This window comes from Bradyrhizobium centrosematis, from assembly GCF_045571495.1.
Taxonomy (GTDB): domain Bacteria; phylum Pseudomonadota; class Alphaproteobacteria; order Rhizobiales; family Xanthobacteraceae; genus Bradyrhizobium; species Bradyrhizobium centrosematis.
Genome location: NZ_CP120703.1, coordinates 6,404,464 through 6,427,834 on the forward strand (window position 1 = coordinate 6,404,464; position 23,371 = coordinate 6,427,834).

General features: G+C 58.4%; 15 protein-coding genes and 4 pseudogenes. 7 read left to right on the forward strand and 12 right to left on the reverse strand.

Going from position 1 to position 23,371, the window contains the following annotated elements:
* Positions 1–144: 144 nt before the first annotated feature.
* From P6U31_RS30315 to P6U31_RS30360, 10 genes and pseudogenes are all read right to left on the reverse strand, one after another.
* Complete coding sequence (locus tag P6U31_RS30315) at positions 145–1,182, reverse strand: ABC transporter ATP-binding protein (RefSeq protein ID WP_407185343.1); 1,038 nt, start codon at positions 1,180–1,182, stop codon at positions 145–147.
* Complete coding sequence (locus P6U31_RS30320) at positions 1,179–2,183, reverse strand: ABC transporter ATP-binding protein (RefSeq protein WP_407185344.1); 1,005 nt, start codon at positions 2,181–2,183, stop codon at positions 1,179–1,181. The genes P6U31_RS30315 and P6U31_RS30320 overlap by 4 nt, the downstream gene beginning before the upstream one ends.
* Position 2,184: 1 nt before the next feature.
* On the reverse strand, positions 2,185–3,030 hold the full coding sequence (locus P6U31_RS30325) for an ABC transporter permease (RefSeq protein WP_407189991.1): 846 nt from the start codon (positions 3,028–3,030) through the stop codon (positions 2,185–2,187).
* A gap of 37 nt (positions 3,031–3,067) precedes the next feature.
* The gene (locus P6U31_RS30330) at positions 3,068–4,009 is read right to left on the reverse strand and encodes an ABC transporter permease (protein WP_407185345.1); all 942 of its coding nucleotides are present in this window, start codon (positions 4,007–4,009) and stop codon (positions 3,068–3,070) included.
* Between the two features lie 757 nt (positions 4,010–4,766).
* Positions 4,767–5,527, reverse strand: a protein-coding gene (locus tag P6U31_RS30335; protein WP_407185346.1) for an IS5 family transposase whose coding sequence is annotated in 2 segments (ribosomal slippage) — positions 4,767–5,191 and positions 5,191–5,527 — 762 coding nt in all. Because the reading frame shifts where the segments join, the coding sequence is not laid out codon by codon here.
* Positions 5,528–5,955: 428 nt separating this feature from the next.
* Positions 5,956–6,465: pseudogene (locus tag P6U31_RS30340) on the reverse strand (IS630 family transposase); the annotation flags it as partial.
* 55 nt (positions 6,466–6,520) lie between these two features.
* Positions 6,521–7,780, reverse strand: a complete 1,260-nt coding sequence (gene ltrA / locus P6U31_RS30345; protein ID WP_407185347.1) for a group II intron reverse transcriptase/maturase — start codon at positions 7,778–7,780, stop codon at positions 6,521–6,523.
* A 530-nt stretch (positions 7,781–8,310) separates the two neighbouring features.
* Positions 8,311–8,775, reverse strand: a pseudogene (locus P6U31_RS30350) (IS630 family transposase); the annotation flags it as partial.
* A 574-nt stretch (positions 8,776–9,349) separates the two neighbouring features.
* Positions 9,350–10,750 (reverse strand): aminotransferase, encoded by a 1,401-nt coding sequence (locus tag P6U31_RS30355; RefSeq protein WP_407185348.1) that lies wholly within the window; start codon positions 10,748–10,750, stop codon positions 9,350–9,352.
* Positions 10,751–10,760: 10 nt separating this feature from the next.
* Entirely contained in the window at positions 10,761–12,239 is a 1,479-nt protein-coding gene (locus P6U31_RS30360; protein ID WP_407189992.1) for an NAD-dependent succinate-semialdehyde dehydrogenase, read from the reverse strand.
* A 186-nt stretch (positions 12,240–12,425) separates the two neighbouring features.
* Here P6U31_RS30360 and P6U31_RS30365 point away from each other — a divergent pair, with 186 nt between their 5' ends.
* From P6U31_RS30365 to P6U31_RS30385, 5 genes and pseudogenes are all read left to right on the forward strand, one after another.
* Positions 12,426–12,902, forward strand: a complete 477-nt coding sequence (locus P6U31_RS30365) for an Lrp/AsnC family transcriptional regulator (protein WP_407185349.1) — start codon at positions 12,426–12,428, stop codon at positions 12,900–12,902.
* A 98-nt stretch (positions 12,903–13,000) separates the two neighbouring features.
* Positions 13,001–13,817: pseudogene (locus P6U31_RS30370) on the forward strand (IS110 family transposase); the annotation flags it as partial.
* Between the two features lie 1,086 nt (positions 13,818–14,903).
* On the forward strand, positions 14,904–16,517 hold the full coding sequence (locus P6U31_RS30375) for an MFS transporter (protein WP_407185350.1): 1,614 nt from the start codon (positions 14,904–14,906) through the stop codon (positions 16,515–16,517).
* 200 nt (positions 16,518–16,717) lie between these two features.
* Positions 16,718–17,026, forward strand: a complete 309-nt coding sequence (locus P6U31_RS30380) for a helix-turn-helix domain-containing protein (protein ID WP_407185351.1) — start codon at positions 16,718–16,720, stop codon at positions 17,024–17,026.
* 134 nt (positions 17,027–17,160) lie between these two features.
* Positions 17,161–17,235, forward strand: a pseudogene (locus tag P6U31_RS30385) (hypothetical protein); the annotation flags it as partial.
* Between the two features lie 137 nt (positions 17,236–17,372).
* On the opposite strand, the gene ltrA (P6U31_RS30390) reads toward P6U31_RS30385, so the two are convergent.
* Positions 17,373–18,782 carry a group II intron reverse transcriptase/maturase gene (ltrA, locus tag P6U31_RS30390; protein ID WP_407185352.1) on the reverse strand — a complete coding sequence of 470 codons (1,410 nt, stop codon included), beginning with the start codon at positions 18,780–18,782 and terminating at the stop codon, positions 17,373–17,375.
* Positions 18,783–19,330: 548 nt separating this feature from the next.
* On the opposite strand from ltrA (P6U31_RS30390), the gene P6U31_RS30395 reads away from it, so the two are divergent.
* Positions 19,331–20,530 (forward strand): IS256 family transposase, encoded by a 1,200-nt coding sequence (locus P6U31_RS30395; RefSeq protein ID WP_407185353.1) that lies wholly within the window; start codon positions 19,331–19,333, stop codon positions 20,528–20,530.
* 519 nt (positions 20,531–21,049) lie between these two features.
* Positions 21,050–21,679: a hypothetical protein gene (locus P6U31_RS30400; RefSeq protein WP_407185354.1), complete on the forward strand. Its 630-nt coding sequence runs from the start codon at positions 21,050–21,052 to the stop codon at positions 21,677–21,679.
* Here the strand turns inward: P6U31_RS30400 and P6U31_RS30405 are convergent.
* Entirely contained in the window at positions 21,671–23,350 is a 1,680-nt protein-coding gene (locus P6U31_RS30405; RefSeq protein WP_407185355.1) for a phosphoenolpyruvate hydrolase family protein, read from the reverse strand. The genes P6U31_RS30400 and P6U31_RS30405 overlap by 9 nt on opposite strands.
* Positions 23,351–23,371: the final 21 nt, after the last annotated feature.

A 23,371-nucleotide genomic window follows, 5' to 3' on the forward strand; every position in this document is an offset into this window, starting at 1 on the left:
CTCGCCATCCCGATCGTGCCTCAGGCTGTTGGTGCTATACTTCCCGGCGTACAAAACAAAGTTCCGATTCGACCCGGATCGGGCTCGGGTGCCTGGATTCGGAGTAAAGCGCGAAACCTGCGAAACGCCTTCTCACGAAAGGGGCTAGGGCTGCGCGACGGTCGCGTCCCAGGAGCTCTTCCCAGCAGTCAACTCGGCCCGGATGAGCGAGGCGGGAGCGCGCACATGACAGGCCACGACGCGGCCGTCTGCCATCGGTACCAGAGGCGGCACTTCCAGGCGGCAACGCTCAAGGGCAAGCGGGCAGCGCGGGTGAAAGGCGCAGCCACTAGGTGGGTTAATCGGGCTCGGCACCTCGCCCTCCACAGGCACCTCAAGCCGAACCCGCGTGGGATCCGGCACCGGAGCGGCCGCAATCAGCGCCTCGGTATAGGGGTGGACCGGGTTGGCGAAGAGGGCGTCACATGGGGCGAGTTCCACAATGCGCCCGAGATACATAACTGCCACACGATCACCGATATGCTCCACAACGCTGAGGTCATGCGAGATAAAAATGAAGGCGATGCCCATCTGCTGCTGGAGATCCACAAGCAAATTCAAGATTTGTGCCTGCACGGAAACGTCAAGGGCGGACACTGCCTCATCGGCAATAATCAGCGAGGGTTGAAGGGACAGCGCCCGAGCGATGCCGAGACGCTGCCGCTGGCCGCCCGACAACTCAGACGGAAGTCTATGCATCATCTCGGGCGACATTCCGACCTTGCTCAGAAGGTCGGCAGCAAGCGCTTTGCGCTGGTTTGTACTGAGGCGCTCAAAATTCTCGGCAGGTTCAGTAATGATTTGTCCGGCAGTGAGGCGTGGATTGAGCGATGAGTACGGATCCTGAAAAACCATCTGCATCCTGCGGCGCCAGGCCCGAAGCGCCCGCCCCCTCAAACCGGCAATGTCGGTCCCGTCGATCAGAACGCGCCCACTCGTAGGCTCTGCAATCCGCATCAAAAGCCGCGCGATTGTGGACTTCCCACAACCGGATTCGCCCACAATGCAGAGCGTTTCACCAGCCTGAACGGAGAAGGATACGTCCTGGACAGCCCGCACCACAGGGGTAGTCCTTTTCAGAAAACCTGCACCAAGCGCATAATGCTTCGTCAGGTTCTCAACCTTCAGCAGAGGATCGCTCATGCGCGCGCCACCTCTTCTGAACGCCAGCAAGCCGCAGCATGGCCAGGCCCGACATCACGCATGGTGGGTGTCTTTTCGCGGCAAATGTCTATCGCGAATGGGCAACGAGGCGCGAAGCTGCAACCAACGATCGGATCATGCAAGCTTGGTACAATGCCGGGAATCTCTGACAAACGGCGCCGAGGACCATGCCGTCGATGAGGCACCGAGCGCATGAGTCCCAAGGTGTAGGGGTGCGTTGGGCGCGCGAACAGATCTACTACGGTCGCTTGCTCGACGATTTGCCCTGCATACATCACGATCACCCGTTGGCATGTTTCGGCTACAACCCCCAGATCGTGCGTGATGAACATTACAGCCGTTCCCATCTGCTTCTTCAGATCGATGATGAGCCGCAGGATCTGCGCCTGGATGGTAACGTCAAGGGCAGTCGTCGGCTCATCGGCAATCAATAGTTCCGGTGAGCAGGCAAGAGCCATGGCGATCATGGCACGTTGGCGCATGCCGCCGGATAGTTCGTGGGGATAATTGTCTACCCGACGTTCCGGGTCCGCGATGCGGACGAGACGGAGCATCTCTTGGGCCTTTTCTTTCGCAACTGAACGTGAGGCTTTCCTGTGGATCTGCACCGCTTCAGCAATCTGACGACCGACGGTATGAACTGGGTTCAGGCTTGTCATCGGCTCCTGGAAGATCATTGCTATCCGGTCGCCACGAATTTTTCGCATCTCGCATTCGGAGAGCTTCAGGAGATCACGTCCGTGAAAGAGGATCTCGCCGCCAATGGTCTTGGCGTTCTGCTTCGGCAGCAGACGAAGAATTGAAAGAGCAGTAACGCTTTTCCCACACCCGGATTCGCCGACAACGCCGAGGGTTTCACCACGCCTTACTTCGAAGCTGACACCACCGAGGGCACGTGTGACGCTTTCTTGCCCGTAAAAGTGTGTCTCCAGGCCTCGAACTGTCAGAAGGACGTCACCAGGTTTTTCATGCATATTCATGTCAGCGTCTCCGCCGTGAGCGGACATCGAACAGGTCGCGCAAGCCGTCCCCGAGCAGGTTGGCGGCAAGCACCGTGATTGCAAGGCAGGTGCCGGGGGCGAAGACCGTCAACGGGGCAATGGCGAGATACAAGCGAGATGTTGATATCATGTTGCCCCAGCTGGGGATCTCAGGCGGCACACCGAACCCAAGAAAGCTTAGCCCGGCTTCTATCAGAATCGCACTTGCGCACACATTTGCACTCTGGACCATAAGAGCGGGAATTGTACTCGGCAGGATATGCCGCCACAGCACCTTCGGCAGGTGCGCTCCGCCGCAGAGCGCGGCCTCCACATAGGGACGTTCCCGTACGCCGAGAACGACCGATCGAACAAGACGCGTCACGCTTGGGATTTCGCGGATCGTAATGGCGATGACGAGAATGCCCAGCCCAGGGCCCATCAGAAAAATAAGGGCAATCGCGAGCAGAATCGTCGGGATGGACATCAGACAGTCCATCATTCGCATTATAACATTATCCAACCAGCGAACATAGCCGGCGATAACGCCGATCAGAAGCCCGCAAACAGCCGCGCTCGCCGCCGACATTAATCCCACTGCCAGTGAGATCCGAGCGCCGAAGATCGTTCGGGCAAACACGTCACGACCCAAGTTGTCGCTTCCAAACCACAACTCGGCTGAAGGAGGCCGAAGGCGCTTGAGTGGATCCATATTCAGTGGATCGCCAGCGAAAAACGGGGCACACAGCGTCAGAGTGCTCAACAGTATTAGGAGGCCGGCGCCTGCAAAGACCAGCGGATGCCGCTTCGCCAGACGAGAAATGTCTGATATTCGCAGCCGGGACATTGGCACGGCGTCAACTGAAACGAAGGAGATGGTCATATCAGTACCGGATGCGAGGATCGACCAGAGTGTATGCAAGGTCGACCAACAAGTTGACGATAACATACAGGCCGGAAATGAGGATCAGCGCGCCTTGAATGATGGGATAGTCGCGATTGTTAATTGCATCGACTACCAAGCGGCCGACACCAGGGATATTGAACACAGTTTCTGTGATGACCACCCCGCCGATTAAAGAGGTGAAGCTTAAGCCAATGACGGTGAGAATCGGAACACCCGCATTTTTCAGAGCGTGATGGAAAAGCATGGAGTATGACGAAGCACCCTTGGCAGCGGCGGTTCGCATATAATCTTCTGACAGAACTTCGAGCATGCTCGCCCGCGCGATCCGGGCGATGAACGCAATATAGGGGATACTCAAGGCGACGGTTGGTAGGATCAGACGCAAGAGCCAACGCCCGATGCCGTGGCCAACAGATTCATAACCTTGAACCGGTAACCATTGCGAGTTGATGGCGAAGAGGTAGATGAGAAAATAGCCGACCACAAACACAGGGACCGAAAATCCGAGCGTCGCAAAGGCCGAAAGAAAGCGATCAATGAGGCCGCCACTTTGCCAAGCGGCGCAAACGCCGAAGGAGACCCCGATCGTCACCGAAACAATCATTGTCAACGTTGTCAGGGAAATGGTCGGCTCCGCCCTCTGGGAGATAAGTTCTAGCACCGGCCGCCCCGTAAAAATTGACGTCCCGAAATCGCCGCGAAGGATGGCCGTTGCCCAATGCACGAACTGAACCGGGAGAGGGTCGCTGAATCCGAGTTTTTCGCGGATGCCATCTATCATCTGTTGCGTGGCAGAATCGCCCGCGAGGATAGCCGCAGGATCTCCAGGGGCCAGCCTGAGGAGCAGGAAGACGAAGATCCCGACCATGACCATCACTACGACGGTCCAGCCTAACCTATGAAGGATGTAAGCGCCCACTTTTTGTCAAACCTTCTGCATGTTCTACATCGGGATGTTCGACGGCATGCCAGTGACACTGGCGAGGTTCTCCCGTCGCGGGATAGGCCAGAACGCCTGACCCAACTTGACGGAACCGACGAAATCCCACCATACGTTTTGCATCTTGCGGGCTCGCTCCTTGCGCGCTTCGAGCGCATCGACGTCTGCCCCATTTGGTACGAAGAGTCTCAAATTCATCGCTTTTCGGCCAGCCGACCCAAGCTGGTCGCAGTTCGCAAGGAAGAAAACATTGTCAATTGGATCGCCTTGGCTGCCATACCGCTACCGCTCGTGATGAAAAGCTGCCTTTCTCGATGGGTCCTTTGTTGGCACGGCGCGTAACAACACCGCCCCAGTCGCTCGGCGCAAGTTCCGCATTAACGCCGATCTTCCGCAACTCGGCTGGATCATACCCTGCACAATCGCGTTGATTGGAGAGGTGGCTAGCCGAAACCTCAACGGCAGAGAATTTAGCCCATTCACTTGGGAATATGGACCAGCTCCCTAGCTCTGCGCGCTTGCGGTTCACGTCACGTCTCTCATTGTTTCACTCCCAATGGCTTTGATCCGCGATCTTTTGCCGCGTGTCCACTCATCATTGTGTCAATTTTATTCGGGACGAGAGGTGATTTTCGCTTATTGATGACCACCCAATGCAGAAATTATGCACGATATCCAGAGAACTTGGTGCTTCCAAACATCCCGCTTCGTCTCGGCGTGGAATTAGGGTCCGGACTCAATTGATCCACCAAGTAACGGCGGCGACCAAGAGGATGGCCGAGAGGAAGTTGTCGGCTCGCTTGTCGTAGCGGGTCGCAATCCGCCTGAAGTCCTTGAGGCGGCAAAACATGCGTTCGATGAGATTGCGTCCTTTGTAGGCCTTCACGTCGTACCGGTGCGGATGCTTGCGAGTTGGGTTGGGCGGAATTACTGCCTTTGTTCCGCGCTCGGCCAACCACTCACGCAGGCTATTGGCGTCATAGGCCCTGTCAGCAAGCAATCGTCGAGCAGGTGAGACGGCAGGCAGCAGATCGCGCGCCGCCGTGAGGTCATGGCAGTTGCCAGGCGTGATCACGAAGGCGATCGGACGTCCATAATCCTCGGTCAGCGCGTGGATTTTGGTGGTGCGTCCGCCTCGCGAGCGGCCGACCGCCTGCTGGAAGTCCCCCCTTTTGCGCCCGCCGCCGAGCGGTGGGCTTTGATGTGGGTCGCGTCGATGGACATTGTCCCGACCCGGCTGGTTGAGCCAGTCAAGGCGTAGAAAATATTGCCCCACACGCCTTGGCGGCTCCAGCGATTGAAGCGGTTATAGATGGTCGTGTAGGGGCCGTAATCTGCCGGGCAGTCTCGCCAGCGTGCGCCCGATCGCAGCATGTGGAGGATCCCGCTGATCACGCGTCGGTCATCCACGCGATGGGCGCCGCGCCGCCCACTTGGCAACAGCGGTTCAATCCGCTTCCACTCCGCCTCACTCAGCCAATATAGCTTTTGCCCCATCAAGCCCCCCTTCGACTCGGAGGTCTTGAATCACAACTCCGCCTCAGCGGGAATCCCTATTGAGTACAGACCCTAGTTCAATTCGGAACTGGAGACCTGCACCAAGTGCTCGCCGCGGCTGGCCGTGTATTTGCACTATCGAAGCAGCGAACCCGCGGTGCCGGCCAGCAAAATTGCGCGCGCTATCAACAAGGACGACCCTGGACCGGCGGCAATGAGTCGTTTAGGTCCTTAGGACTCTTATTCGTTTTCGTGACCTCCACACGATCAGCAGGATCGGGACGATTACATTCTGGCGGGCCGAAGCCACGATTCTTGCCCGTGTCTCGCTGCAGGCAGGGATCGTATGGTCATTATCCAAGCAATGCACTTCGGACCGAAAGCAGGCGTCGTAGTCGCTCATCAGCATCGACTAAAGCCTGATGGCATTAAGTTCGATAGCCTGAATTTCTGAGGTAGTTGGCGCATTCCTCTGAGGTGAAGGCATCGAGTGCGTGGCCGATTGCGGCGCAGACGTTGTCGACGGTTCGTGCCGCGGCTTTGCGGAGCAAGTGTTTGAGCTTTGCAAAGACCTGTTCGATCGGGTTCAGGTCGGGCGAGTATTTTGGCAGGAAGAAGAGCTTGGCGCCGGCGGAGCGGATGAGCTGGCGCACGGCCTTGCTTCTGTGGCTGCCGAGATTGTCCATGACGACGATATCGCCGGGTCGAAGGACGGGTAGGAGAACCTTCTCGACATAGGTGCGGAAGCTCACACTATCGATCGGCCCCTCGATGAACCACGGCGCATCGATCCGGTCATGGCGCAGGGCAGCTAGGAAGGTCATGGTCTTCCAGCGGCCGTGGGGAACCTTGGCGGGAAGTCTGCTCCCGCGCAGCGCCCATCCCCGCAACGGAGCCATATCGGTCCTGGTCCAGGGGTGAGTAGGCCAGAGGATTTTCACCTCCAGCCTCTCGCCGAACGGTGCGTGAACCTCTCGATTCACACCGCTCCCATCAGGTGAACGTGGTCGTTCCGAACAACTGCCAGTGTACGAACAGCTCCGCATTGTCCCGAGCCAGCTTTCGCAAGAACAGCGAAGCGCGAGTTTTGTGGAGCCGGAAGCGCTTGTACTTTCGCATGATCCACGCCTTCAGCTTCTGATTGACGTAGTCGACCAGAGAGAACAGCGCCGAACGGCTGAACCGACCGTAATAACCTATCCACCCCCGGAGGAGCGGATTGATCTGTTGGGCGATCTCAGCCAGCGTCCCCGGCGTTTGCCGGGGAATGTGCAAGCTTCGGATCGTCGCTCGCATGGCCTTCAAAGCTGTCGGACTGACCGCCGGGGTGTATCCACAGAAGAACTCCTTCCGCTGTGACGTTGCCACCTGCCGCGGCCTGAACTGATATCCAAGAAAGTCAAACTTGACCTGCGGATATGTTCGCCGACGCCTGTTGTCCTTGCAATAGACGATCTGCGTCTTTGTCGGGTGCATCTGAAGTCCGCACACCTCCAGCCTCGCTTGAAGCTCCGCCCTCAGGGCTTCTGCTTCTTGCTCCGTCCGGCAGTGCACCAGTCCGTCGTCAGCATACCGACACCAAGGGAGGTCGGGATGTGTCCGCGCCATCCAGAGATCGAACGTATAATGCAGGAACAGGTTGGCCAGTATTGGGCTGATCACGCCCCCTTGCGGGGTTCCGCGAGTCCGCTCAACGAGCCGCCCGTCCTGTTCAATTGGCGCCGTCAGCCACCTTTCGATGTAGAGCAGCGCCCATTTGCATTTCACGTGTCTCCGAACCGCCTTCAGCAGAAGATCATGCGGAAGATTGTCGAACAGTCCTTTGATGTCGAACTCCAGGACCCAATCATATTTCCAGCACCGCTGACGCGTGACGCCCACAGCGTCCAGAGCCGATTTTCCCGGCCTGTATCCGTAAGAGTCCGGCAGGAAGATGGATTCCAGTTCCGGCTCAATCATCTGTTTGACCACCATCTGCGCGATCCGATCGCTAATCGTGGGTACACCTAAAATCCTTTCGCCACCCGTCTTCTTTGGAATGGAGACGGCACGCACCGGAGGTGGAAAGTAGGTCCCTGACGACATGCGATTCCAGATCTTGTAGAGATTCCCTGCAAGATCTGCCTCGAACATCTCCAAGGTCTGTCCGTCCACTCCGGCCGCTCCGCGATTGGATTTGACCCCCTTGTACGCTTCGTACACTCGCCGCTTCTCTATCGAGAACGGCTTGTTTGTCGCACCGTTCGAAGTCATCCTGTTTCCAGTTGGTTCAAGAGTAGTACAACTACCTGACCCGATCCCTTTGCTCCGACCCCATTACAGGGCCCTCAACGCTCCTACGGATCGGTCCGCCCCAGTCTCTTGCATCGGTACTCTCGCCTCACGGTTGGTGCCGCTTGCGCTTCTCCCTTGCATCAAGAGCCTGGTTCCTGCAGTTCCGCGTGAAAGCCTGTGTCCGACTCACGCCCCCTCTACGCCGGTCGCCGCCCGCCCGGTCGTCAGGCATCTGGCGGACTTGTCCCAGGATAACGAAACGGTCCTGGTTTTGACGACACTTTGATTCATAACGACGCGTCTTCGGAGGGTTCACTTTCGTTCGTCTTTCGAACACTCACCTGCTCGGTTTAATCCGAACTTTTGATCCGACGCTCACCACCACGGCTCTTTACCGCAGCAGCTCGGACTGGTTTGAGACCCGCTCCTGAAAGCCGATCTCGGGGGGCCATCCCCCATCTTGCCCGCAGCTTCACCATCGGTCTTAGTTCATGTTGAACTCCTTCCGCTGTCTGCAGCACACTCTCGTCGATAAAGACCAGCCGCTCAGCCTCGACCCGACCTTGATATTTTGTCCACTGGGCCCGCCGCCGCGCGACCTCGGGTCGATCGCGCTCGCCAGCCGCCACGCTTTTTTTTGAAGCTGAGCTTCTCAGCATGCACGAAATCCCACACCGAGTGGTAGTCGACCTTCAAGCCGCGACCGGCCAGCTCGGCTACGAGTCCGCGCAGGGTGAAGTCGTCACTCTTGATCCGCTGCGACAGCCAGACCGCGTGATCGCCCGGCATGGCCTTCGGCTTGTAGCCGCCGATCTGGCTTGGCTCAACGCTACCGGTCTCATCGACCGCTTCATTCAACCGATCGCCGTGCTGATCGCCACTCCAAAATGCTTGGCGGCCCGGTTACGGGACATCCCGCCTTCAATCGCAGCCACGACGCGCTTGCGAAGGTCCAGAGAGTAAGGCTTGCCCATCCATGCTGGCCTCCTACCCAGCCAGCATGGTGAATCAGAAACAGACTGATTTGGGAATCCCAAATCGATTCAGACTAAAACCATCCCGCTTTAGCGCCCCTTGGCGGCTATTTCGGTGAGGCTGCGGCCCGCAACAAATGTCAGCTTTGTCGTTGCAGTGCCTGCGCCACTCGGAGTGGCTGCGGCCGAATCCATGGAATAAGCCGTCACACGAGGTAGAGCTAATGCACGGTAGACGTCAGGCGTCGACGGACGATGGCCACCCATTAATCGACTGCGTCAGCGGACCGATGAAGGATCTCGGTTCGCGCCACTCGGGTACGGAGTCGATACTTGCGCGTTTCACCTAACCGCGACATGCGGAATTTTTGACACGTCGCCGTAGTGGCCATCTTTCGATCAGACGGCATGATCGGATGGATAGCAGCCTTGCCTCGGCCGCAATCAAGTCCGCCGAGCACACCGAATTTCCCGCGCGCGGCGCGAACAGGGTTCTGCAACATTTTGACGTTGCCGGTGGACCATTAGTCAACGACTCCGCCCAGCAATCTCGTCAAGCTTGGTCTCTCTTCCTTCAAGTGGTTTGTGATTCTTTCGCAAGCTCGTCCATCACCTGCTTCGTCGCTCGGTACGCAAGATCAATCATCTCATCTATCTCAGCCTCAGATACAATGAGAGGGGGTGCGAAACCAAGAATATCTCCGTGCGGCATTGCTCGCGCAATCAGGCCTCTATCACGGGCCGCCTTCGATATGCGGGCGCCCACCTTCATCTGCGGATCAAATCGCCGTTTCGTCTGGCGATCTGCAACGAACTCGATCGCGCCGAGCAAGCCCACGCCTCGTACTTCCCCGACGATCTCGAGCTGGGCAAACCGTTCCATCAGTCGCTTTTGGAAGTGCGAGCCAACTGTCTTGGCGCGGTTGGTTAGCTGCTCCTTTTCGAAGATGTCGAGTACTGCGTTTGCTGCAGCGGCCGCAATTGGATGCCCAGAATAAGTATACCCATGGGAGAATGCACCCACTCGATCGGCCGCCTCCTCCATGACGTTGTAGACCCGCTGACCGACGATGACGGCCGAGAGCGGCATATAACCTGATGTCAGACCTTTGGCGACAGTCACCAAATCTGGCTCCATCCCATAGAGGATGCTGCCGAAGTCTGCGCCCGTTCGGCCGAAGCCACAGATCACCTCGTCGGCGATCAAAAGCACATCGTACCGCCTGAGAACTATCTGGATTTCTCGCCAGTACCCGGTCGGCGGCGGCGTGATGCCCCCCGTACCCAGTACAGGCTCAGCGATAAAGGCGCCGATGGTTTCCGGCCCCTCGCGCAGGATCAGCTCCTCAAGTTCAGCCGCACGTCGGCGAGAGAAAGACTCCTCCGTTTCACCCGGCTCAGCTCCCCAGTAGTGATGCGGACTTCCAGTGTGCAGAATGCCCGGAAAGGGTAGATTCATGTGGTCATGGTAAAACGACATCCCGGTCATCGAACCGGAAACCACCGAACAGCCATGGTAACCCCGCTCGCGCGCGATGATCTTCTTTTTCTTGGGCTGACCACGCAGATTATTGTAGTACCAGACGAGCTTCGCTTGTGTCTCATTGGCATCAGATCCAGACAGCCCATAAAAGACCTTACTCGGGGCGCCTGGTGCCATGCGCACGAGACGATCAGACAGTGTCGCCAGTTCTTCGGTCGTATGAGCAGCATATGTATGATAGTAAGCCAGCTTGTATGCCTGCCGCGCGATCGCCTCGGCGACCTCGGTACGCCCGTAGCCGACGTTTACACAATAGAGACCAGCGAACCCGTCAATATAATTTCGCCCTTCAGCATCCTTGATCCTGACACCCTTGCCGTCCGTTACGATGGTGGGATCGCCGATTTTACCCGTCGCGAAATCCTTGAGCTGAGTAAAGGGATGCAGAACACTGGAGCGATCTAGCTCAGCGATAGCCTTGATATCAGTCATGCCAGTTCTCCTAATTCGCTAGATCGCCGAAGCAGACGTACTTGAATTCCATGTATTCGGCTAAGCCGTGTCTCGAACCCTCACGACCGAGACCGGACTGCTTCCACCCGCCGAACGGAATCGGCGGCCCGGTGAATGATGCCGTATTGATACCCAGCATCCCGCACTCGATTCGCTCAGAAAGCCGGAGTGCCCGGCGTAAGCTGTCCGTGTAGACGTACCCGGCCAGCCCCATCTCATTAGCATTGGCTCGGCCTATGACTTCTTCTTCAGATTCAAACGGGAGAACAGCAGCCACTGGCCCGAACGTCTCGTCCTGCGCAACCAGCATGTCTTCCGTGACGTCACTCAGCAGCGTCGGAGGAACGAAGTTTGGACCCAAACCAGCTCCCTGATTGGTAGAGAATACTTGCGCGCCCTTTTTCACCGCATCGTCAATTTGAGACAGACATTTGTCGGCGACCGACAACTTGGTCATCGGACCGATGTCGGTCGCAGATTCCAGGCCGTGACCGACCTTCAGTTGACCGACTGCCCGAGCAAATGCCTCGACGAAAGGACCATAGATGCTCTTTTGTACGTAGATTCGGTTTGCGGCGAGACAGTCCTGACCGGAGGTTGCAAATTTTGCGGCCATCGCCCCCTTTACAGCCTTTTCGAGGTCCACATCATCGAAGATGATGAAAGGGGCATGTCCGCCCAGCTCGAGCGACACCTTCTTGACCGTGTCCGCCGCCCCCTCCAGGAGCAAACGCCCGACCTCCGTTGAGCCCGTGAACGACAGCGCGCGTATTCTTGTATCGCGCAACAACGGCGGCGACAGTTCGACAGGCTTACCAACGAGCACCTGAAGTACACCGCGCGGAACCCCGGCCTCTTCGGCCAGTCTGGCCAGGGCCAAAGCCGAGAGCGGCGTCTCAGGAGCAGGCTTCACGATAATCGGACAACCGGCCGCAAGAGCGGCCCCTGCCTTTCGAGTGATCATCGCGACAGGAAAATTCCATGGAGTAATGGCCGCAGCAACACCGATTGGCTGCATCCTGACGTGAAGCAGACTACCGAGCTTGTGGCTGGGGATTGTCTCACCGTAGGCACGCTCTCCTTCTGCAGCGAACCATTCGAGGAATCCGGCACCGTAGGCAATTTCATGGCGCGCCTCAGCCAGTGGCTTGCCCTGTTCGCTTGTCACCAGGATCGCGAGCTCTTCCGAATGGTCGCGCATCAATGAGGCCCAAGACCTCAGGACCTCTCCACGCTGCACTGACAACAAATCGCGCCAAGAAGCAAACGACCGTTCAGCCGCCACGATGGCCAGACTCATGTCTGCGGCAGAGCAAGAGGCGACCTCCGCGATCTCTTCCCCGGTCGCGGGATCGACAACAATCCCTCTTTGCTTGCCCGCAATCCATTGACCGTCGATCAGCGCATTTCCCGCTACAAAATCGCGGCGACGGAGATTCTCTAGGTGTCGGATCGCAAGACCGGACAAACGAGGATTTTTGTGGCGAAAAGCTGGATGAGCCATCTGAACCGTGCGGTCATTTCTTGAAATTGCCGGAGCAATGAGGATACTGATGTCGCAAACAGATTTGCGTCGCATTTTCCTTCCGTTCGGAGGATTTCCTGCAGCACGCCGACAGTTTGCGAGGGAATGCAGCTGGGGGCTGAGACAACTATGAGTTACGATCGAATAGACGCCCGGATCCTGGAGATCGTGCAGAAGAACAACCGTCTGACTTCCGAGGTGATCGGCGAAATGGCGGGGCTTTCGCCGACCGCGTGTCAGCGCCGACTGAAGAGACTCCGTTCGGAAGGTATCATTGAGGCGGACGTTTCGATCGTCTCCGCAAGGGCTGTAGGACGACCTATTCAGATGCTTGTGCTTGTGAACCTGGAACGGGAGCGTTCAGATATCATCGACAGATTCAAGAAGGCCATCAAAACGTCAGATGAAGTCGTCAATGGCTTCTACGTCACCGGCGATGCTGACTTCGTCCTCTACATCACCGCTCGTACGATGGAAGACTATGAGCAGTTCACCCGACGGTTCTTCTATGAAAATTCTGACATCAAGGGTTTCAAGACGATGGTCATAATGGATCGCGTGAAGGCGGGCTTTGCTGTTCCGATTGAGCCTCCGCCTAACGACTAGATGCGGTAATGGGCCCGGCCCGGCTCCGGAGCAAGGGTCATGATGGTGGCGTCCCCCGACTTGAGTCGGCCCCAAGCATCTGGAGACGGAGGACAGCCTTGAAGAATTATGCCGGAATCGACGTGTCATTGGAACTGGCGAGCGTGTGTGTGTTGTGGACGCCCGGGGTAAGATCCTGAAGGAAATGAAGGTCACAAGCGGACCCGACGCCTTACTTGAGTTTTTTAAGACGCTCGGCTTTGCAGTGAAGCGGATCGGGCTTGAGGCTGGGCCGCTGTCGCAATGGCTGCATGCAGGCTTGAAAAGTGCAGGGTTTGAAACAGTTCTCCTGGAAACGCGGCACGTGAAGGCCGCATTATCTGCAACGACGGTCAAGACGGATCGCAAGGATGCCCGCGGGATCGCCCAGTTGATCCGGATAGGATGGTTTCGGCAGGTACACGCAAAGTCAGTTGATGTGCAAGAGATCTGGGCACTCCTGATCGCACGCAAACAGCTTCTCGGACGGCTGATCGATGTAGAATTAAGTATCCGAGGGATTTTGCGGCAGGCCAGGCGACATTGGAGCGCATTGCTGGTGCGATGCTTTCGGCACGATCGGCCCTGAAGGCAGAATACGGAAGACTACACGAGGCTGTGCTGGCAATTGGGCGTGATGATGCAGTCTGCCGCCGGCTTATGACAGTACCAGGCGTTGGTGCCCTAGTGGCCATCACCTACAAATCGGCGATTGATGATCCTCATCGCATTGTAAAGTCAAAGGCAGCAGGCGCGCTGTTCGGGCTCACGCCAAAGAAATATCAATCGAGAGAAAAGGACGTCACGGGCGGAATCACGCTGGCCGGTGATGAGACGGTGCGGACGGGCTTGTATGAAGCCACCAACGTTCTGCTATCGCGCATAACGCGATTCTCAAAAGGCGGCCAGGCGTCGACCGGGAACAGAAGCATGAGCTCGGCGGCGTGGCGTTCACTCGGGAGGGCTTGACATCATCGGGCCCATTACAGAAGGGCGTGTATTCATCTCTGGCCGCCAAAAGCTACCGCAGCACTGAAAAATGTCGAGAGATACATCAGTGAGCCGCATCAGTGGCGAGATTCCATAACACGGGGCAATCCTGTTCTGATCCAGCATTTGAATTCGCGTGCCCCATAAAATCAAATAGGTTTACAGGCGACCAAATCTTCGGTTTAAGATGTTAATGGATCTTGCGTTAGCTCTTGCACGCCGATCCTTTCTTTACGCGCTTGGCATGGTAGAGCGCGACCAAATCACGTGGCGAGTCTGCTATGAAAGTCTGATCGCAAAAAGCGGCTAATAAGAGATCGCCTAGAGCCCGGCCGCTACGATCGAGCCTCATCATGCGACCTATACTGCTACTTCACCTCACCTAATCGTGCGCCCGCGCTTTTCCGTTACTTATTCGCTTAGAACGCACAAAACCGACACCCGCGTTCAGCTACTGTATGCTCCCATCGACGAGCTCAGGAGAGTTCTTCTCGGATGGAAGTGCGATGCGCAAGCTGTCTCATGAATATTGCGTTTGCATTTTCGTAGCGTGAACCATCCACCCTTGACCAGGCCCATAAGACAGGAGCTCGGCGGTTGAAGAGGTTCGTTTTGCTCGATCGACCCTAACCCTAACTGACCGAGATGCAACGTAATGCCCACCTGCTGCGCGATTGGCATCAAACTCCAAAACAGCACGCGCGAGATCGGCGCGCCGAAATCGGGCAATAGCGCCACTCAGCTGTCAAACTCCAACCGATGCGAGGAGCGCTTATCGATTAGTCAGTCACGGCGAGAGGCGAAGTCTCGCGGGCCGGGGCAGTTGCGAGTCGCTGGCCAAGCGGAGTCTTGGTCGATTCAGGAGGCCAGTGAAGCAGCATACACAACTCGAATGACATTGATGCCGAGGTCAACAATTTGGTGGCGGCTAACTCCACCACGGCATTACTGATCGTGGTCACGAGAAGGTATGGGAGGCAACCAGAAGCCGAGATGACGCACCTCTCCAAGCCTGTGCCGGCCGGCACCGATGGCATCACAGCGCCGCTGCGGTACCCAACTTTCCGCCGCATCTGGCTTGCGAGTTTGCTAACCAATCTTGGCATTTTGATCCAAGGCGTCGGCGCGGCCTGGGCGATGACCCAGATGACCTCTTCGGCGGATCAGGTTGCGCTGGTGCAGACGGCACTCCTGCTGCCTGTTATGCTGATTGCGATGCCTGCAGGCGCAATTGCCGACATGCACGACCGTCGTATCGTGGGGCTAGTTGCACTCTCGATTGAGCTATGCGGAGCAACCGCGCTGACCGTCCTTGACTGGTCGGGTTTCACTACACCGACTCTCTTGCTAGCGTTCTGCTTTTCGGTCGGCAGCGGCATGGCCCTCATGGGCCCCGCTTGGCAATCTTCGGTGAGCGAGCAGGTACCCTCAGAAGCACTGCCTGCGGCGGTCGCACTTAACGGCATCAGTTATAACATCGCGCGAAGCGTTGGCCCGGCGATTGGTGGCATTGTCGTTGCATCAGCTGGGGCGAGGGCAGCGTTCGCCCTCAACGCGCTACTCTATCTGCCGCTCATACTCGCGCTTTTCTTTTGGAAGCGCATCTCGGAACCCGCTCCTCTTCCGCCCGAAAAGCTAAACCGTGCCATCGTGTCGGGTGTGCGCTACATCATCAATTCTCCACCGATCAGGACCGTGCTGACGCGCTCAATGGTCATTGGAGTGATCGGCGGGGCGATCATTGCCCTCATGCCCCTGGTAGCTCGCGATCTCTTGCATGGCGGCGCGCAGACCTATGGCATCATGCTCAGCGCGTTCGGTCTGGGCGCTGTGATCGGCGCCCTGAGTATCACGAGATTGCGAAAGCTCATGAATGGAGAGGCAGCGATACGCGCGTGCACTCTCTCCATGGGTGGCGCCATGGCCGCAGTGGCACTGAGTCGCGAGCCAGTTCTCACAGCAGCCGCTCTGATCTTGGCGGGGGTGGTGTGGATGATGTCCTGGGTGCTGTTTAGCGTTGGGGTGCAGCTTTCGGCGCCACGCTGGGTGGCGGGACGGTCGCTCGCGGCCTATCAGGCCGTGAGCTCGGGCGGGATAGCTATTGGTAGCTGGGGTTGGGGCCAACTAACTGATGCCGCTGGAGTGGATACAGCGCTCATGGTTTCGGCAGTTTTAATGCTCGTCTCCCCAGTCCTTGGGCTTTGGCTTCCCATGCCGCACATTGGCGAACGGGGCCAACAGGCTGAATTCCTGGCCGACCCAGAGGTGCGGCTAGCGCTGACCGGCCGCAGTGGACCGCTTGTGGTGGAGATTGAATATCGGGTCGCACAGGAGAATGCGCACCGCTTCCACAATCTCATGCAGGAGATCCAGCTGATTCGACGGCGTAACGGTGCCTACGGGTGGTCGATTGCGCGCGATATAGCGGATCCCGAACTGTGGACGGAGCGGTATCATTGCCCGACGTGGCTAGACTATTTGCGCCAGCGAAACCGTTCGACGCAGTCGGAGCGCGCGCTGGACCGCGAAGCGGTGGCTTTCCACATCGGTGCTCAGCCGGTGCGCATCAGACGCATGCTCGAACGCCCGTTCGGTTCGGTACGCTGAAGGGAAGATGTGCACAATGCTGAAACCGATTTCCTGCCTAGTGGTTGCAAGCACGACGGAAGTCATCTGCCGAGAAATCTGATCCACAACTCGCTCTAGCAGACGGCGCCGCCAGTGCTCGCTTGTAGCACTCCCATTCTCGAGTCGGCCTAGAACCGCCAATTTGTTGGTGTTTTAGGTCGGTTATAGCCAGTGGTTTGATGACCCTCGAAATGGCTGCTGTCGCGCATGAGAGCTCGTGCGCTCGTGGCTTACATGTGCGCCGGATCCACGTCCAGCGCGGTATTCCGCTAGAGCAATTGGCTTACGATGCAGGAGTTGATGGCTCCTACATGAGCCGACTTGAGCGCCAACAAGCGAACCCGACAGTCGATCTTCTTGATCGCCTTGCCGATACGCTCGGCGTAGAGGTCTCCGAGCTGTTTGTTCGGCCATCCAAGGGCTCCCCGCCGCCCGCAACCTTACCTAAAGGCCGTAAGCCGAAGCCAGCACGCGGCAAAAAGACTTAAGCCTGACAAACCAGCGAGACACTGATGTCGCGCGCTCACGGCGCAGGCGTGCCCCCACGAGGATTTTATGCGTGGCGATCCGGCCATGGCATCAGATATTGTGATGGGCTTTGATTCTGGTCCCGGAGCAGATCATGACGGCTCAAGACGACGAAGTTCCTTTAAATGCCATCCGGGCTTTTGTGACAGTTGCCAGGGAAGGAAGCGTCACGCGTGCGGCCACCACATTGGGAACAACGCAAAGCTCGATCGATCGTGGTCGAGTAGCTCAGCCATTTGGCTTTCGCCCTCACAGATCCGGGCAGGCGGCTTTCCCGCACCCGGCTCTTCCCGAGGGTAACCCGCGTCATAGCCGTGCCTGCGCCCAAGTGCGAGTGATGCGTGGAACGGGCAGACGGAAGCGAGCCGTCAGGGTCTCGAACTCCGACCAGCCCATGCGCCGACTTTTCTGGCTGCGCCGTCTCAGACAGCGCATCCAGGTCCGACGCACTTCGCGGTAGAAGCCGTTGAGCGCTGGATAATTGTGCGGCCTGCCGTAGTAGCCGTAGTGTCCACGCAGAACAGCGGCGAACCACTCGTGCTGCGTGGCCAATGACTCGTGCATGAGCCGCCAGGCGTCCTGGCGCAACGCCGTCAGCTTGCGCGTCAGGCGTTTCCCTTCCGTCTTGTGCTTCACGATGAACCGGCCGTCCCGGGTCCGTCCGCAGTAGTGGGTGAAGCCGAGGAAGGCGAAGGTCTCGGGTCGCCGCTCGCCGCGCCGCTGACGCGAGAGGGCCGCGAACCGGCCGAACTCGATCAGTCGCGTCTTGCCCTCATGAAGCATCAGGCCAAAGCTGGCCAGCCGCACCTTGAGGGCCAAGAGCATCTCCTGCGCATCCGCCTTGCTCTCGAAGCCCATGACGAAGTCGTCGGCATAGCGCACGGTCACAACGCGACCGCGTGCATGGCGACGGCGCCATTGGTGGGCCCAGAGATCGAGGACGTAGTGCAGGAAGACGTTGGCAAGGAGCGGGCTGATGCCCGCGCCTTGCGGCGTACCCCTGTCCGTTTCTTGCTTCTCGCCGCTCTCCAGAACACCGGCCCGCAGCCACAGCTCAATGAGCCGTAGGATGCGAGGATCGGCGATCCTGTGCGCCACCATCCGCAACAGCCACTCGTGGTCGACCGAGTCGAAGAAGCTGCGTATGTCGGCATCGAGCACCCAGTTCACACGCTGGCTCATGATCGCCGTATGCAGGGCATCAAGCGCCATATGAGGATTCCGCCCCGGCCGGAAGCCGTAGGAGAAGCCGAGGAAGTCGGCCTCATAGACAGCGCTCAACATCTCGGCCACGGCGCTTTGGACAATCTTGTCCTCTAGCGCCGGCACACCGAGAGGTCGCTTACCGCCATCGGCTTTGGGGATGTAGACTCGCCGCACCGGCTGTGGCCGGTAGCGACCAGTGTGGACCCGTCCGCAGAGGTCGCGGATGTTATCCGTGAGCTCCTCTTCGTACTTCGCCACCGTTACCCCATCGACCCCCGCGCTGGCCTGCCGCTTTTGTCGTCGAAACGCCCGAAGCAGAGCGTCCTCGTCGATGTGGTGCAGCAAGGCTGTGAACCGGGTTTGGGCAGCCTGCTTGGCCGCCGCGTTCACCCGATCGAGGTTCGGCGGCAAGGCAACCCGTCTCTGGGTCCGGACCCTGGCCTTCTCGCGCGGGCTCCCCTCGGGCCGGCCCCTTCCCTCCATACGTCTCGTTTCCTTCGACGACTTCACAGGTACTATTGACCAGTCCGACTCCCGACCTCAGCTCGGACCGCGGCTCTGGCAGTGCCTTGCCGCTGTCCCCCACTGGAGACCAATCCAATGGACCCGGTCGGGCCTCTCATGTTCCGAGGATTGCCTTCCATGCGTGATGCGGCCATCGACCCCGACGGAGCGGCATCGTCTCGCATAACGACAATGCTCATGCTGCCTTCGTGACTAGGGAACACACTCGGCCTCCGCGAACATCCACCTTTCGAGGCTCATTCCCGCACCCCGCATGATTCCTGTCTACACTTCGAACCCCGCGTTGCCGCGACGCCCGCAAGACTCGGTCCCGGCTTGCCTGCTGCGGCTTTGGCCGGATGGGACTTCCACCCACAAGCAACCATCAGCTTGGCATGACGTACTCCCAGAGAGTGGTGTAGCTGATTAGCAAAGCCGCTCGCGAAGCGCGCCCTCAATAGCGCCGTAGCGAGCGAGCGGCTTTGCGGGTGGTCATCGATGATTCGTCGGTAAGGTTTGGATTGCGACAGCCAACCTGATTCGAGGAACCACCGATGACCGACGACATGATGAACCTGCGCACGCTCGTAGAGAAGACCCCCGATGCAGATCTCTTGCGCGAGATGATCGGCTTTGCCGCCCACCGGCTGATGGAGCTGGAGGTCGAGGGCCTGACCGGGGCGGCCTATGGGGAGAAGAGCCAGGAACGGCAGGTCCAGCGCAACGGCTACCGCGACCGGAGCTGGGAGACCCGCGCCGGCACGGTCGAGCTGCGCATTCCCAAGCTGCGCAAAGGCTCCTACTTCCCCGGCTTCCTGGAGCCGCGGCGGATGGCCGAGAAGGCGCTGACCGCCGTGGTGCAGGAGGCCTACGTGCAGGGCGTCTCCACCCGCTCGGTCGACGATCTGGTGCAGGCGATGGGCATGAGCGGGATTTCCAAGAGCCAGGTGTCGCGGCTGTGCGGCGAGATCGACGACAAGGTGAAGGCCTTCCTCAATCGCCCGATCGAGGGCGATTGGCCCTCTCTGTGGATCGACGCGACCTACGTGAAGGTGCGCCAGAACGGGCGCATCGTCTCGGTCGCGGTGATCATCGCGGTCGGCGTCAACAGCGACGGCCGGCGCGAGGTGATCGGCATGGATATCGGCCCGTCCGAGGCCGAGACGTTCTGGACCGCGTTCCTGCGCAAGCTCGCCCGCCGCGGACTTCGCGGCGTCAAGCTCGTGGTCTCCGACGCCCATGAGGGGATCAAGGCCACGATCGGAAAGGTTCTCAATGCCACCTGGCAGCGCTGCCGCGTCCACTTCATGCGCAACGCGCTGGCGCATGCGGGCAAGAGCGGCCGGCGCGTCGTCTCCGCCTTCATCGCCACCGCATTCGCCCAGGACGATGCGGAGGCAGCGAAGGCCCAGTGGCGGCGCATCGCCGATCAGCTCCGCCCCAAACTGCCGAAGCTCGCCGGCTTCCTCGACGAGGCCGAGACCGACGTGCTCGCCTATATGAGCTTTCCGGCCGCGCATCGCGCCAAGCTGCACTCGACCAATCCGCTCGAACGGGTCAATGGCGAGATCAAGCGCCGAACCGAAGTGGTCGGCATTTTCCCAAATGAGGACGCCATCACCCGCCTGATCGGCGCCATCCTGCTCGAACAGAACGACGAGTGGGCGGTCCAACGCGGCCGCTACATGACACTGGAAACCATCGCCCCGTTGGGCGATGATCCCGCCGTCAGCTTCCCGGCAATCGCCAGCTGACCGATCCGGCCCATGCCGGCGAACGCGGTGACCCGCACTCAGCTACACCACGCCACGGGACACGATCCGTTTGACGGAAACGCCGAACTGACGCGACCTCATTTGTCTCACAGATGGACTCTTAGACCGCTAGGATCCGAGGTAGGTTGTTGTTCCTCTACTTCTGGATGCCTCAACAGTCCACCCAAGACTCCGTCTCATCGCGATGGGCAGCTCCGGCTCAATCGGGTCTTTGAAAGTCAGGCCACGCCGTTATGTAGAGGATTGCGCAGCATCGTCCGCCCTGTAGAGCAATCCGGGCGCCATGACTTCAGGTACGGATCTGGCCGTCATTGAATTAGTGTGCGGCGGCGTCTCTGCAACCTTTCTTAGGATTGGCTTACCGGCGGGAGGGGGAGCCTGAGTTGCCCGCCTCGCTTCGTATCGATACGATTCTGCGTCTCAACGGTGGTCTACACGAGATCGAAAAATCGTCTATATAAGGGTTATGACTTCGAGATGAGCAGATCGGATAGATCCGTGAAGGCTAAAATTGTCTCCAGGCTTGCCACCGATGTCTCGGCAGCAGTCGATGGCTTGCCGCTGCGGATCTATGCTCCTTCCTTGCGAAGCCTGCCAGAAGGATCGTTGCTTGTGATGGCAACGTTGCCTGTCATTGACTGGAACGACTGCCTTTTGCGAGATTTGCGAGCACTGTCCGACACGGGAGGTGCTCACGTTTATGCGGCGATGGTCATGATAGACCCTTTTGCTTGCTGGGAAGATTTTCGGGACGCACTAAAAGGTGCGGGAATTTCCGGCGTAATTAATTTCCCACCTGCATCGATCGTTGAGTGGCCGACGGTTGGCATGGCGGTAAGTCCAGGCCGGGAGATCGAGCTTCGGCGTATGGAATGGTTCGCAAGCCTAAACTTCAAAACGATGTTCGCTGCTGCTACTGAATCCGAAATCTCGGTGGCCGAGAGACGACTTAGTTCCAGTTTGCAAGGTATATTGCATGTGCGGGAAGAGGATCTTGCGATGAGGATTGAGGACGAGATGGAGTTAGTCAGCGGTGGCCAACAAGAATTATCGCGACCACAATTCTTGCTGGCGGGCGGGCCACTTCGAAGGAAACAGACCGAAAAAAGCGAAATCAGGCTACTCTAAGATCCGCAGCTTCTTCATCTTGTTGTAAAGTGTCTTTCTCGAAAGTCCTAAAAAATCTGCAGTCTTTCCGCGATGAAGCCTGTTTCTTTTCAGGCCCTCGATGATCCATTCGCGCTCCGAGAACGCCGATGTGGGCTTGGGGTGTACGCCACTGCTCAATAACGGCTTAAGTACCTCCGCGACTATATGAGCATCTTTCTGCGCGACAAGTTGATTGACGATCTGGCGTAGTTCTCTCAAGTTTCCGGGCCAATGATGGCCTGCCAGCGCTAAGAACGCAGATTTTTCGATCGCCAAGATTTGAGCGTTCGAATCCCCCTTGGCCTCTACGGTAAAATGCTGAATGAGTTGCGGAAGGTCCTCCAGCCGATTCGGCAACGCGGGAAGCTCGATGTCTAACCCGACAAAAAGTGAAAGAAGGCGTGGGGATAGAACACTCTCCAAACCGGCTCCGCGAGCGACAGTTGCGGTTGCGACAATGCGAGCATTCGATCTCAGAGCCGATACGCCGTACAGGGGGGTGAAACTACCCGTCTCGAGATAGTCGGCCAGACGCTCTTGCCCATCCGAGCTCAACTGATCGACATGCATCAGCAAGATCGCAGAATTGCTCGCGGCTTCGAGGAGCGACAGTTGTCGCTTCCTGTTTGCATGGCCCTCGGAGCCGAACAGCGCACCGATCGTGTCGATCGCCGGGCCGCGGCGACACTGAAACAGCGCCGGCTTCGTGTGCTTTCGATCGCTGAAAGCATGGATGAGGCTCGCTACGCGTCGTTTGCCTGATCCCGCCTCGCCCCACACCAGCACAGGATTTGTGTTACCAGCCAAGCGCCTTGCGGTCTCGAGTACACGCTTCATGCTTGAGGACTGCGCAACGATGCCGTGCGTGAAGCCGCTCAGCTGGAGCTGGCGCTCGAGCAAATCAACTTTCTCGCGCAGCAAATGGATGGTCTTGAACCCGGAGGTAACTTCAAGGACCGACATCTCCAGTGGGACGCGATCGAGCGATGAGCCGCCGATGAACCCCTTAACACCCGTTTCGCGACATATGTCCAGCAATTCGTCCGGCTTCGTAATCGGCCCGCCACCAAGCAAACAGATCACGCCCTTGTCGATAGATTGAGCCGCGCGCACGACCGCGCTTGTCCGTGCAGCCAGCTCCGATAGGCTGATGGACGGATCGGCGCCACCTTCGTACTCCCGGTTGAGATTGAAGTTGATGCAGATCGCCTCGGCTCCGGCGTCAACCATGCGTCTTGCTTCCGACTGGGTGCGGGTATAGGCAACCGTCATGAGGCCACGTCTTGCCGCCTTCACCAGGAGTTCGATTTCCCGCTCATAACCGAGCCCACACTTCTCAAGAATTGCCCTCCTGACGTCGTCAATATGGATATTGGAGGGGAAGTTTGTTACGCCGGAAAAGCCCCACCCGATGATGCGATCGAGAAAGCGATCGACATCGAGTTGCGGATCGAAGGTACAGGCGCCAAAAAACACCGGCAGTTTCGTGCTGGGCAGGATCTCGGTTCGACCAAAACTAGCTACGAACTCGTTCGTGTTTCGTATGGGAAGGATTGAGGCGGGTGACGACCCTCCCATCGCGCGAAACCGGCCAGCGTTGAGCGCGAGCACGAAATCTGCGCCCGCCCGCTCCGCGGCCCTGGCGGTCATGCCCGACCCGATTCCTGCTCC

What these genes read in the sequence shown, in the direction of transcription:
- P6U31_RS30405 (WP_407185355.1), bottom strand. Translation starts at nt 23,350, where the DNA reads ATGACCGCCAGGGCCGCGGAGCGGGCGGGCGCAGATTTCGTGCTCGCG.
- P6U31_RS30365 (WP_407185349.1), top strand. Translation starts at nt 12,426, where the DNA reads ATGAGTTACGATCGAATAGACGCCCGGATCCTGGAGATCGTGCAGAAG.
- P6U31_RS30320 (WP_407185344.1), bottom strand. Translation starts at nt 2,183, where the DNA reads ATGAATATGCATGAAAAACCTGGTGACGTCCTTCTGACAGTTCGAGGC.
- P6U31_RS30315 (WP_407185343.1), bottom strand. Translation starts at nt 1,182, where the DNA reads ATGAGCGATCCTCTGCTGAAGGTTGAGAACCTGACGAAGCATTATGCG.
- P6U31_RS30395 (WP_407185353.1), top strand. Translation starts at nt 19,331, where the DNA reads ATGACCGACGACATGATGAACCTGCGCACGCTCGTAGAGAAGACCCCC.
- P6U31_RS30355 (WP_407185348.1), bottom strand. Translation starts at nt 10,750, where the DNA reads ATGACTGATATCAAGGCTATCGCTGAGCTAGATCGCTCCAGTGTTCTG.
- P6U31_RS30325 (WP_407189991.1), bottom strand. Translation starts at nt 3,030, where the DNA reads ATGTCCCGGCTGCGAATATCAGACATTTCTCGTCTGGCGAAGCGGCAT.
- P6U31_RS30380 (WP_407185351.1), top strand. Translation starts at nt 16,718, where the DNA reads ATGACCCTCGAAATGGCTGCTGTCGCGCATGAGAGCTCGTGCGCTCGT.
- ltrA (WP_407185347.1), bottom strand. Translation starts at nt 7,780, where the DNA reads ATGACTTCGAACGGTGCGACAAACAAGCCGTTCTCGATAGAGAAGCGG.
- P6U31_RS30375 (WP_407185350.1), top strand. Translation starts at nt 14,904, where the DNA reads ATGACGCACCTCTCCAAGCCTGTGCCGGCCGGCACCGATGGCATCACA.